General features: G+C 61.9%; 12 protein-coding genes. 5 read left to right on the top strand and 7 right to left on the bottom strand.

Features of this window, described 5'->3' with window-relative positions:
- On the top strand, nucleotides 1-271 hold a 271-nt coding region (locus tag ABNS06_RS17705), incomplete at its 5' end, for a flagellar biosynthetic protein FliR (protein ID WP_348675931.1).
- Nucleotides 272-405: 134 nt separating this feature from the next.
- Here the strand turns inward: ABNS06_RS17705 and ABNS06_RS17700 are convergent.
- The 7 genes from ABNS06_RS17700 to ABNS06_RS17670 form a co-directional block, all read right to left on the bottom strand.
- Nucleotides 406-639, bottom strand: a complete 234-nt coding sequence (locus tag ABNS06_RS17700; protein WP_348675930.1) for a type II toxin-antitoxin system Phd/YefM family antitoxin — start codon at nucleotides 637-639, stop codon at nucleotides 406-408.
- A 102-nt stretch (nucleotides 640-741) separates the two neighbouring features.
- Nucleotides 742-1746 (bottom strand): CDF family Co(II)/Ni(II) efflux transporter DmeF, encoded by a 1005-nt coding sequence (gene dmeF / locus ABNS06_RS17695; RefSeq protein ID WP_348675929.1) that lies wholly within the window; start codon nucleotides 1744-1746, stop codon nucleotides 742-744.
- Nucleotides 1747-1877: 131 nt separating this feature from the next.
- On the bottom strand, nucleotides 1878-2543 hold the full coding sequence (locus ABNS06_RS17690) for a hypothetical protein (RefSeq protein ID WP_348675928.1): 666 nt from the start codon (nucleotides 2541-2543) through the stop codon (nucleotides 1878-1880).
- Nucleotides 2544-2557: 14 nt separating this feature from the next.
- The gene (locus ABNS06_RS17685) at nucleotides 2558-2947 is read right to left on the bottom strand and encodes a DUF1801 domain-containing protein (RefSeq protein ID WP_348675927.1); all 390 of its coding nucleotides are present in this window, start codon (nucleotides 2945-2947) and stop codon (nucleotides 2558-2560) included.
- Between the two features lie 152 nt (nucleotides 2948-3099).
- Nucleotides 3100-3513: a hypothetical protein gene (locus tag ABNS06_RS17680; protein ID WP_348675926.1), complete on the bottom strand. Its 414-nt coding sequence runs from the start codon at nucleotides 3511-3513 to the stop codon at nucleotides 3100-3102.
- A gap of 94 nt (nucleotides 3514-3607) precedes the next feature.
- Nucleotides 3608-4138: a hypothetical protein gene (locus ABNS06_RS17675; protein ID WP_348675925.1), complete on the bottom strand. Its 531-nt coding sequence runs from the start codon at nucleotides 4136-4138 to the stop codon at nucleotides 3608-3610.
- 113 nt (nucleotides 4139-4251) lie between these two features.
- A complete protein-coding gene (locus ABNS06_RS17670) occupies nucleotides 4252-4863 on the bottom strand; it encodes a hypothetical protein (protein ID WP_348675924.1) in 612 nt (203 codons plus the stop codon).
- Between the two features lie 505 nt (nucleotides 4864-5368).
- Between ABNS06_RS17670 and flhB the strand changes: the two genes are divergently transcribed.
- The 4 genes from flhB to ABNS06_RS17650 are packed head-to-tail and all read left to right on the top strand — an operon-like array spanning nucleotide 5369 to nucleotide 10795.
- Nucleotides 5369-6487: a flagellar biosynthesis protein FlhB gene (gene flhB, locus ABNS06_RS17665; protein WP_348675923.1), complete on the top strand. Its 1119-nt coding sequence runs from the start codon at nucleotides 5369-5371 to the stop codon at nucleotides 6485-6487.
- A complete protein-coding gene (gene flhA, locus ABNS06_RS17660; RefSeq protein WP_348675922.1) occupies nucleotides 6480-8570 on the top strand; it encodes a flagellar biosynthesis protein FlhA in 2091 nt (696 codons plus the stop codon). The genes flhB and flhA overlap by 8 nt, the downstream gene beginning before the upstream one ends.
- Nucleotide 8571: 1 nt before the next feature.
- Nucleotides 8572-9912, top strand: a complete 1341-nt coding sequence (gene flhF, locus ABNS06_RS17655; protein WP_348675921.1) for a flagellar biosynthesis protein FlhF — start codon at nucleotides 8572-8574, stop codon at nucleotides 9910-9912.
- Complete coding sequence (locus tag ABNS06_RS17650; protein WP_348675920.1) at nucleotides 9899-10795, top strand: MinD/ParA family protein; 897 nt, start codon at nucleotides 9899-9901, stop codon at nucleotides 10793-10795. Before flhF ends, ABNS06_RS17650 begins: the two co-directional genes overlap by 14 nt.
- The last annotated feature ends 103 nt before the right edge of the window (nucleotides 10796-10898 follow it).

Raw genomic sequence — 10898 nt, 5'->3', positions numbered from 1 at the left:
TCTCGCCATCGCCCAGTGGGGCACGGCCATGTTCGTCGGTGCCCTGCAGGTGGCGCTGCCCGCCATGTGCGCGCTGCTGCTGGTCAACTTCGCCTTCGGCGTGATGAGCCGCTCGGCGCCGGCGCTCAACGTGTTGTCCGTCGGTTTGCCCGCGGCGCTGATCTTCGGTCTGCTGGCGATGTACACCGCGCTGCCGGCCCTGCAACAAGTACTGGATCACTGGCTGGATCAGGCCATGGCGTCGATCGCGGCGATTTACGGGGCCGGGTGAGCATCCCAGGGAGGCGGGCTGCAGCCCCCGATTCCACTCCTGGCTCCAGGATGATTCGCCCTGAGCAATCAGACATTTGTTCAAGATCCCGAACCGCGGATTCGGAGAAGGTGAGGGTGGGTTTCGCCACCGACCTACAGTCCCAATCGCGCTTTCGCGTCCTCCAGCGAGAGTTCCTGTCCGGACTCAAGATCATTCAAGCCAGCCACGACAGATCGCATGAAAGCCCGCTCTTCCTCCGCGGTTTCGTAGTCGTCGATTGATTGAACGACGGCCACTCCGCGTCCGCGGCTGGTCAGCAGTGTCGGGCGGTGCACCTTGGCAACGTGTTTGACCACCTTGCCGGGATTGATCTTCAGGTCCGTCAATAGAACATCCTGCTGCGGTCGAGATTGGTCACGTGCAGGTGCACGTGATCAAGCAACCGGCCCTGGTGATAGGTCGTGGGCCAGAGCAGGGTATCTCGCGGTCTACGCGGCTTGTTCCTGATGTGTGCAGAGATGGACCTCGACGGCAACATGGACCAGACCCGTGGACGCCGGGATACGACGTTTGTAGTCGTCGGGGGTCGCCGGGTTGTGCGCCACCAGTGCCACCTGTGCCGAATAGATCTCAGGACCGATGGACCACACATGCAGGTCCGTCACCCGGCTGTCACCGTCCTGTTCGATCGCATTCTTCACCGCCTTTTGCAGCGCCTCGGGGCCCTGACGGTCCAGCAGCACGGATGCCGTCGCGCCCAGCAAGCCATAGGACCAGCGGGCAACGAGAATCGCGCCGACCACACCCATGACGGGATCCATCCAGATCCAGCCGAAGTACTTGGCCGAGAGCAACGCGACAATCGCCAGCAGCGAGGTCAGCGCATCCGCCATCACATGCAGATAAGCCGATTTCAGGTTGTGATCGTGATGGTGCCCGTGCCCGTGCCCGTGGTCGTGGTCGTGGTCGTGGTCGTGGTCGTGGTCGTGGTCGTGGCTGGAATGTCCGTGCGCATGATGATGGTGATGCCCGTGATCATCGCCGCCCAGAATGAACACACTGGCGCCGTTGACGATCAGCCCCAGCACCGATACTGCGATCGCCTGGTTGAACGCGATCTCTACCGGGTTGACCAGGCGGGTGACGCTCTCCACGCCCATGTACAGCGCGAACACGGCCAGCAGCACCGCGCCGGTAAACCCGCCCAGCGCGTTGACCTTGCCTGTGCCGAAGCTGAACGTCCGGTTTCTCGCGTGACGGCGGGCATAGACGTACGCGAACGCGGCGATGCCGAGTGCGGCGGTGTGGGACGCCATGTGCAGTCCGTCCGCCAGCAGCGCCATCGAGCCGAACTGAACCCCCGCGGCAATCTCCACCACCATCATCGTCGCGGTGATGGCAATGACGATCAGCGTGCGGGTTTCTCCAGGCCGGCGTCGGTCCTGGTCAAACGCGTGGTCGTGATGCCAGTGGGTGAGGTTATCGCTGTGCATGGAAAGGCTCTGCGGTCGGGCGGATCGTCGCCGGCAACATCAAACGCTCACGTGCCGTGTGGATCGCCGTGTTGAATGCGAGGCTTGAGTTTACCGCGCGTCGCTCAATCAACGCGGTGGCAGGCTGGGTGCTATCGCAGGCCAGGGTCGGCTTTGGAATCCGGCGCCAACACCGAATCGGTGGATTGCAGCAGGTCGCCAGCCTCTTGCACCCGCGCGTTCACCGCCTCCACCTGCGATGAGGGAAAGGTGATTTCAAACCATGCGTCAGATTCGCCGGGCTGGCTGCGAATGCGACCCACGGTGCAGCGTTTGGGCAGGTGATGAATCAGGCTGGAACGGAAGTGGGTGGCCTCACTCGTCCGCTCTCTGGAAAAGCGCAGGGTGAGCCGCTGCCGAACGCGATCACTCTCGCTGACGTGGTTGAAGGCCGCAAAACGCCAACCAAAGACACCAGAAGCCGCGATATCGACCAACACCATCAGACTCAGGATGGCGAGGCTGCCACCCAGCCAGTTGGTGACCATGTTGGTGGCCCTGAACACGGCCCAACTCACCACCCAAGCCATACCGAGCGTTTTGAGCGAATGCTGCTTGGCGGCCTGACGCGCACCGACCCAGAAGGACGCACCCAGCGCCACAGCCACAACCGCCTGAGCGGCCATCAAGGTGAATAGGTCAACGCCCAGTAACTGCTCCGCATCGTCGGCTGACAGCCCCCAGACGAGCAGCGCGCCGGGCAGCACAATCCACAGTGCGCCGAACAGGGCGCCCGCGACAGCGGGGTGAAACGTCATGATTCGCACATGGGTTACACCAAGCGTTCCAGCTTGCCTTTGCGTCGGACCAGGTTTTTGTAGTCCCACTGAATTGTCCTGGCTTCTCGAAGCCACGCTGCAATCAGGGCCACATCAATCTGTGCCTGTTCGGTGTAGCGGACCTCTGCGGCTTTGAACTTGCCCTCCGGCACCAAACCCGGTGTTGTGAACGACTGACCGCTCCAGAACAGCAGTCGTACGCAGTGCTTGAGCGTGCTGTACCCGACCACGGGGTTGCCCTTCAGAAACCAGACAGGGTGAGCGTGCCAGATTTTGTGTTCTGCCTCAGGCAGCTCGGTATTGATCACGCTGGCCAGTGCCTCGCAGATCACAAGATCAGAAGCAGCCAAGGAGGTGTGGTAGGTCGCCCAGTCAATCGGCATGAGGTGCAGACGCCACTAGCCAGATGACCTTCCAGAGCAACTCAAACAGCAGAACGGGCAGCACCTGAAGCGGGTAACGAAGGTCTCATGCCGAGAGCAGGCCCAGCGCACCGAGTAGGGCGAGAATGACCGTGCCCCGACCGACCAACTTGTTAGGCCCGTGGTTGATCACTGCGAAATAGGACCGAAACAGGTGAGAAGTAGGCTAACGCTAGCACCACGCCATCCAGTAATGAAGTGAGGTAGCCGATTGTTGAGTCGATGGCGGGAGAAACGTAGACGCCAGAAACCAAGCCAAGAGGAAAGCCTGCCAATAACCAAACTGCAAAGAGCAGCCGCCCCCACTTGAAGAAGAGCAGCATGCCAATTGTGGCAATGATGCGGGCAATAAGAAACGCAATAAACCAAGCTGGGTGTAGAGCACCGTCTATTGCACCTGCGCCAGCAAATTGAAGCGCTTCGGCTGTGAGTGGATTAACCGTCCAGCCAACATATGGCAGTAGCCACCAGACTAGGCACGCAATGAAACCCGCTGCCACTGTTGCCTGAAACGTTCGCAAGTTCATGAAAGGGCCTAACGCCGTGCGTGAGGGGCGTTTTTGGAGTGAAGCCCGAAGGGCGTAGCGAAAAAAAAGTCCCTCTCCACGCACTTGTTATAACTCATTGCTCATGCCGCTCATCCGCTTTTCTGGCAACCTCGATCTGTGCTCGCACTTCCTTGATTCTAAACTTCTTGGAGCGATACTTAGCCTCAAGCGTATCCGAAACAACAAACCGCATCCGATCACAGTCATTTAAGTGATTGCCGACTTGGAGTTCAAAATCATTCAAATTGAGCTCATACTTGAATACGGCACCTGACTCAAGTTTGATTGGGAACTTGTTTGGGTCATCTATCTTGGCCGGGAAAAACTCGCGACATCCTTCAACCTTTCGCGACAACCAGATTCCAGGCTTCTCGATGAACCGCTGCGTGGCGCCCTTGTTCTTGATTTTCAGGTACAAGATTGGCTTTGTTCCCTTAAGGAACTTGTTTCCCTCACTGATGAGTTCGTGAGCGTAGCCGTGCTCCAGAACGATCTTAGTTTTGGTGTCGGCCAAGCGATTTCGAACTGCGAAAAGCAATCCGAGGAATCCAACTCCTGCACTGAATGCAATGATGTGGCTCGTTTCAATCTCTGGGAATGCCACCAAGATTTCCTATGAGTTATAACGCCTGAGTTGAGGGGCGTTTGTGGAGTGGAGCGCGAAGCGCGCAACGGAACAAACGTCCCTCTCAAACGATTTGTTGTGCGCCTTTACGTTCACAGCGCAAGTAAGCCTAGCAATGCGGAAATTCCCAAGCCTATAACCCAAAATAGCACCGGGTGCTCCGAGTAAAAACGATTTATTTTGGAATAGGCGCCACCGGCTGGCATCACTGCTTGGGTTTCTTGGACCCCATTTTCGGATGCATACAGATCGGAGCCTTTTAGTATTTCTATCGTGTTCCTCGCAGCCTCGATGATTTCGAGTTGCCGCCGAAACAACACGATCATTTGTTCAATTGCCCATGGAGTGCGATCAAGTTCTTTGGACTTATTCTCAGCCTCTTGAACAATTTTCTCCAATTGGGGCTGCTGGTAGATCCAGCCTCCATCAAGGGAGTGAATGAAGTGAGACAACGTAGGGTGCAAGTCTGGGTGGTTAAACGATGACAAGAACTCTGATAGGGCGGATGCGCAATCGCGTCCTGTAGCGTAAAGGTTTTCTAGCGGTTTCTTGTCCTCCCAGCCAAGCGTATAAATTCGGTCAAAATCTTCACGATTGGCAAGGTGAGACCAGTCTTGAACGTTGAACTGCCGAAACGCCTTGGAAAATTCCAGCAAGCGGTGCAGCTGGGGTTCAACTTCAGCGAAATCTCTACGAATTTCCATATAAATTACTTTGGCGCACAACGCTTGTTGGATGGACAGACTCCACCTAATCCACACCCGGAAATCCGTATAACGCGCATATTTCCTTCGTAACCCTTTGAATTAACGATCGTTCCCCACTCAAAGGCCGACTCGCCAGCGGGAAATTGCGGACATTGTCCGCCTAATCAGCGCTTATCACTCGGCCGAATTTACCAGATGTCGCGGTAAGTGGCTGATGCATAAAGACCATCATGCCCATGCATGGTGTGGGTAGTGTGCAAATGCGGCGTTGCTTCGTTGCCCCAAGCGGATCATTTCCCCACGGTCACGTCACCTGCCTGATCGTCCGCGTTGGGCTAACCCCGGTCGGGATGCTGACGCGCCGTCGAAACACTGGCCCTTTGCTGGGTGTCAATTTCTCGTCACGTGGTGGTTTTTAAAGGCGTATTTCCCAGGCCCGTCGCTTGCAACAGTGTTCGCGAAAGCGCTTTGCGCAGACCAGTCACGTTGCAGGCGGAGCCCGATGGCGGAGAACAGCAGCGCCCAGGACAAGACCGAGAAGGCCACCCCCAAGCGGTTGAAGGATGCCCGCAAGAAGGGGCAGATTGCCCGTTCCAAGGAGCTGACGACGCTGGTGCTGGTGGGCGCCGCGGGCGTTGCCGTGCTGATGCTGGGGAGCTGGATTGCCGGTCGTTTCGCGGCGTGGATGCAGGGGTTGCTGAGCATTGATGCGGCGACGCTGAGGAATCGCTCGCTGTTCGATGCGCTGGCCGATGCCTGGGTGGCGGCGCACTGGATCATCGCGCCGTTTCTGGCGATTTGCGTTGTTGCTGCCGTGGCGGGCCCGCTGTTGCTGGGTGGCTGGTCGCTGAGCGGGCAGGCGCTGATTCCGGATACCTCGCGGCTCAATCCGATCAAGGGCATCGGGCGCATGTTCTCGCTGAATGCGCTGATGGAGCTGGGCAAGGGTGTGGCGAAGACCGCGCTGCTTGGCGGCATCGCGGTGCTTTATCTCATGACGCAAACCGACGATTTATTGGCGCTGGCCGTGCAACCCGTCAATCAGGCGATGTCCGGCGGGTTGGCGTCGGCGGCGTTCGTGCTGGTGCCGCTCTGTATTGGCCTGTTCCTGATCGCGGCGGTGGATGCGCCGTTCCAGGTCTTCAACCACGCCAAGCAGTTGCGGATGACCAAGCAGGAAGTTCGCGACGAGCTGAAGGAGATGGAGGGCCGCCCGGAGGTGAAGGGGCGTATCCGCGAGCTGCAACAGGCCGCGGCGAGGGGCCGGATGATGGAGGCGGTGCCGGATGCCGACGTGATTGTGACCAACCCGACGCATTTTGCCGTGGCGCTGAAGTACGACACCGGCAAGGACCGAGCACCGCGCGTGGTCGCGAAGGGCGTCGACCACATCGCCGCAGTGATCCGCACGCTGGGCAAGGAGCACCGCGTGCCGATTGTCGAGGCGCCACCTCTGGCCCGCGTCTTGTATCGCACGGTTGATCTCGAGTGCGAGATCCCGAGCACGCTCTACCGCGCCGTGGCCCAGGTGCTGACCTACATCCGTCAGCTTGAGGCCTGGCACTCAGGGCCGATGCCGGAACTACCGGACTTGGGAGTGAAGGACTTAAGCCATGGCTGAATCGTTGAAGTCGTTGCCGATTCCCGCCTCGGTCGCGCCGTTGCTGCACGCGGTGAAGAACGGCCTGGCCGTGCCGCTGCTGGTGATGGTGATGCTGGCGATGATGGTGGTGCCGCTGGCGCCGCTGGCACTGGACGGGCTGTTCACGTTCAACATCGCGCTGTCGATCTGCATTCTGCTGGCGGTCATCTACGTGATGCGACCGCTGGATTTCAGTGTGTTCCCGTCGATTCTGCTGGTCGTGACCCTGCTGCGGCTGGCGCTGAATGTGGCCAGTACCCGCGTCGTGCTGCTCAACGGGCACGAGGGGCCGGGGGCGGCCGGCAACGTGATCGAGGCTTTCGGCAACTTCGTGATCGGCGGCAATTACGCGGTCGGCATCGTCGTGTTCATCATTCTGACGATCATCAACTTCGTGGTCGTCACCAAGGGCGCGGAACGCATTTCCGAGGTCAGCGCCCGGTTCACCCTGGATTCCATGCCCGGCAAGCAGATGGCGATCGATGCCGATCTCAATGCCGGTTTGCTGTCGCGTGACGAGGCGATCGCCCGACGCGAGGAGGTCCGCGAGGAGGCCGACTTCTACGGCTCCATGGACGGCGCCAGCAAGTTCGTGCGCGGCGACGCGCTGGCCGGTGTGCTGATCCTGCTGATCAATCTGGTCGGCGGGTTGGGCATCGGCATGTTGCAGCACGGGCTGGACGTTGGCACCGCGATGCAGAACTACACGCTGCTGACCATTGGTGACGGGCTGGTGGCGCAGCTGCCGAGCCTGCTGCTCGCCACCGCGGTCGCGATGCTGGTGACGCGCATGTCCCGCGCCGAATCCATGGGCAACCAGGTCAGCGCACAGGTGTTCGCCAAGCCGCAGACGCTGATCGTGACCGCCGTGATCCTGGTCATCTGCGGGTTGATCCCCGGCATGCCGAATCTGGTGTTCCTGACGCTGGGCGGCGCCGCCAGCGGTCTTGCCTGGTGGATGCACCGGCGCAGTCAGGCAGCCGCCGAGGCGCCGCCTGAGCCGATCGAGGCCGATCCGGCCGCCGATGACAGCGACGTGAGCTGGGAGGATGTGCGCCCCACCGACGCGCTGAGCCTGGAAGTGGGCTACCGGCTGATTCCGCTGGTCGATATCCGTCAGGGCGGGGAGCTGGTCCGCCGGATTCGTGGCGTGCGCAAGAAGTCCACGCATGAGCTCGGCTTTCTGGTGCCGGCCGTGCACATTCGCGACAACCTGGAGCTGCCGCCCAATGGCTACCGGCTATGCGTCAATGGCGTGCCGGTGTCCGAGGAGGTCATCCACGCCGACCGGCTCATGGCGCTCAACCCGGGTCAGGTCTTCGGGCAGGTCGAGGGCATCAAGGGCAAGGACCCGGCCTTCGGCATGGAAGCCGTGTGGATCGAGCAGGGTCTGCGGACCGAGGCGCTGTCCAAGGGCTGGACCGTGGTCGATCCCGGCACCGTGGTCGCCACGCATATCGGTCATGTCGTCCACACCCACGCCCACGAGCTGCTGGGTCACGACGACGTGCAGAACCTGCTCGAGAACCTGGCGAAAAGCTCGCCGAAGCTGGTCGAGGATCTGGTGCCCAAGCTGCTGCCGCTGACCATTGTCGTGCGCGTGTTGCAGAACCTGCTGGAGGAGGACATCTCCATCCGCGCGTTCAAGCAGATCGCCGAATCTCTGGCGGAGCATGCCCGGCAGAGTCAGGATCCCGACGTTCTCACCGCTCAGGTTCGCGTCGCCCTCGGGAATCAGATTGTTCAGGAAATCAATGGCTTGGAACCCGAGTTGCCGGTTCTGACGCTGGCGCAGCCGCTGGAACAGCTCCTGCAGGAGTCCATGCAGCAAGACGCCACTGCCATCGAACCGGGACTCGCCGAACGCATGCACCAGTCAATCGCCGAATGGGTGGAACGCCAGCAGGGCCAGGGTCAGACCCCCGTGCTGCTGGTGCCGCAGATGATTCGGGCATCGCTCGCGCGGTTTCTGCGCTATGCCGCACCCGGTCTGCATGTGCTGGCCTACAACGAGGTGCCGCAGGGCAAGCAGTTGAAGCTGGTCGGCGCCGTAGGAGCCTGAGATGAAGATCAAACGATTTCTCGCACGTGACATGCGCGCCGCGTTCCGGATGGTCCGGGAGGAGCAGGGGCCGGACGCGGTGATTCTGTCCAGCCGTCGCATCGGCGATCAGATCGAGGTCGTGGCCGCATTGGATTACGACGCCGCGCTGGTTCAGCAGGCGGTTCGTCGTAACGAATCGACCGATTCGCCGCCGGAGTCATCCGGCCCGGCCAATGAGCCGGTGGCCCCGATGGCGGGCGCCGCGCAGGCCGCGGCGGAGCCGGCCTCGGCTCCGCATTCGCTGGATGGCGGCGCACGTCGCCCCGACGAGAATCCGTTTGCGGCGGAGCTGGCGCAGGCCACCGCGCAGGTGGCGCCCCGCACCGAGACGCAACAAAAGATCGTCTGGGCGCAGGACCCGCACATCGAACGACTGGAGCGCGAACTCGGCGAGCTGCGCCACACCATTCAGAGCGAGATGGGGCAGATCGCCCGCGGCGCCTGGGAATTTCGCAATCTCGAACACGCTCATGTGGCCCAGCAGCTCGAACGCATGGGTTTTGAACACACGCTGACGGCCGCGGCGGTTCGCACGCTGCCGGCCGATGCCGTGCGACCCACCGCCACTTACGCCGCACTGCGGGCCATCGTCACGCAGATGCCCGCGCAGCCGGCTGATCTGCTGGACACGCCCGGTGCGATCGCGCTGGTCGGTCCCACGGGCGTGGGCAAGACGACGACGCTGGCCAAGCTCGCGGCTCGTTATGTCTCCCGCTACGGCACGGACGGGCTGGCGCTGGTCAGCACCGATGATTTTCGCATTGGCGCGCAGGAGCAGCTCGCGACCTACGGCCGGCTGTTGGGGGTGCCCGTGCTCACGGCGTCCGGCGTGGACGGCGTGGCGCAGGTGCTCGCCCGGCTGGCCGGCAAGCGAATGATCCTGATCGACACCGCGGGCATGAGTCCGGCCGATCAGCAGCTTGCCGTGCGGCTGCGGCAGTTCGGGCTGGACGGCTCGCCGGTGCGCACCCTGCTGGTGCTGGCCGCGACCACGCAACCGGAAGATCAGGCGCGGGCGATTCACGCGTTCCGCCCGGCCAGACCCGCGGGCTGCGTCATCACCAAGCTGGACGAGTCCTCGCGCCATGGCGCGGTGCTCTCGGCAACCATCCGAGCCCGGCTCCCGGTGGCGTACGTCGCCGACGGCCAGGCCGTCCCGGAAGACCTCCATCGCGAGCGCCCGGAAACCCTGATCAAGCGTGCCGTGGTTGCGGCGCGTCAGCACAGCACAACAACAACGCGCGCCGGGGAACCGTCACGCACAGACTATGAGAGGGAGGCCGCAAATGCCGTTGCTTGATTCTTCCAACGCTGCGCAACGCACGCAGGCCGCGGGGCTGGCCCACAAACCCGCCGCCAACGGTCCCCGTGTGTTCGCGGTGGCCAGCGGCAAGGGCGGTGTTGGCAAGAGCACCATCGCGGTGAACCTGGGCATGGCGATGCTTGAGGCATCGCGAAAGACCATGCTGCTGGATGCCGATCTTGGCCTCGCCAACGTGGACGTGCTGCTCGGATTGCAGCCGGCCGCCAACCTTTCGCATGTGCTGGAGGGCAAGTGCTCGCTGGCCGACACCATCATCGAAGGGCCGGGCGGTCTTCGTATCGTGCCGGCCTCGTCGGGGCGCCGGCGCATGGCCGAGCTGACCCGCAGCGAACATGTCGGGCTCATCGGCGCCTTCAGCGGTTTGCACGATCCCATCGACGTGATGCTCGTCGACACCGCGGCGGGCCTGTCCAACAGCGTCCAGACCTTTTGCCAGGCCTCGCAGGAGGTGCTGGTCGTGGTCTGCAACGACCCGGCGTCGCTCACCGATGCCTACGCGCTGATCAAGGTGTTGTCGCGTGATTGCGGGATTCCGCGCATGCAACTCATCACCAACCGCGTGCGATCCGCCGGGGAGGGGCGCGAGGTATACGACAACTTGTGCCGTGTGGCGGATCGCTTTCTCGACGTCACGCTGAACTACCTGGGCCACATCCCCGACGACGACAAGATCGTCCGCGCCGCGCGGCAGCAGCGACCGGTCGTGACCGCCTATCCCGGTGCGCCGTCCTCCCAGGCCTTCCGCGGAATTGCGTCGAAACTGCTGGACATCGCACCTCAGCGGGGAGCCCGGGGACACATCGAATTCTTCGTGGAGCGTCTTGTCGGACCGACGTCCGGCATGGCGATGACGGCATGAATGCCGCGGCGTCTTACGCTCACTACGAGCGGGCTGGCTCACAGGACCTGGTCGCGCAGCACGCCGGGCTGGTGCGGCGTATCGCCCTGCATCTGGCCGGGCG

This window comes from uncultured Abyssibacter sp. (assembly GCF_964000955.1).
In the GTDB taxonomy this organism is placed as follows: domain Bacteria; phylum Pseudomonadota; class Gammaproteobacteria; order Nevskiales; family OUC007; genus Abyssibacter.
The sequence above is the reverse complement of the archived record's forward strand: the minus strand, read 5'-3'. Positions and strand labels throughout refer to the sequence as shown.

Excerpts from the sequence above, each read along its gene's own strand:
- ABNS06_RS17685 (WP_348675927.1), bottom strand. The coding sequence starts at position 2,947 with ATGCCGATTGACTGGGCGACCTACCACACCTCCTTGGCTGCTTCTGAT.
- dmeF (WP_348675929.1), bottom strand. The coding sequence starts at position 1,746 with ATGCACAGCGATAACCTCACCCACTGGCATCACGACCACGCGTTTGAC.
- ABNS06_RS17650 (WP_348675920.1), top strand. The coding sequence starts at position 9,899 with ATGCCGTTGCTTGATTCTTCCAACGCTGCGCAACGCACGCAGGCCGCG.
- ABNS06_RS17690 (WP_348675928.1), bottom strand. The coding sequence starts at position 2,543 with ATGACGTTTCACCCCGCTGTCGCGGGCGCCCTGTTCGGCGCACTGTGG.
- flhA (WP_348675922.1), top strand. The coding sequence starts at position 6,480 with ATGGCTGAATCGTTGAAGTCGTTGCCGATTCCCGCCTCGGTCGCGCCG.
- flhF (WP_348675921.1), top strand. The coding sequence starts at position 8,572 with ATGAAGATCAAACGATTTCTCGCACGTGACATGCGCGCCGCGTTCCGG.
- ABNS06_RS17670 (WP_348675924.1), bottom strand. The coding sequence starts at position 4,863 with ATGGAAATTCGTAGAGATTTCGCTGAAGTTGAACCCCAGCTGCACCGC.
- flhB (WP_348675923.1), top strand. The coding sequence starts at position 5,369 with ATGGCGGAGAACAGCAGCGCCCAGGACAAGACCGAGAAGGCCACCCCC.
- ABNS06_RS17680 (WP_348675926.1), bottom strand. The coding sequence starts at position 3,513 with ATGAACTTGCGAACGTTTCAGGCAACAGTGGCAGCGGGTTTCATTGCG.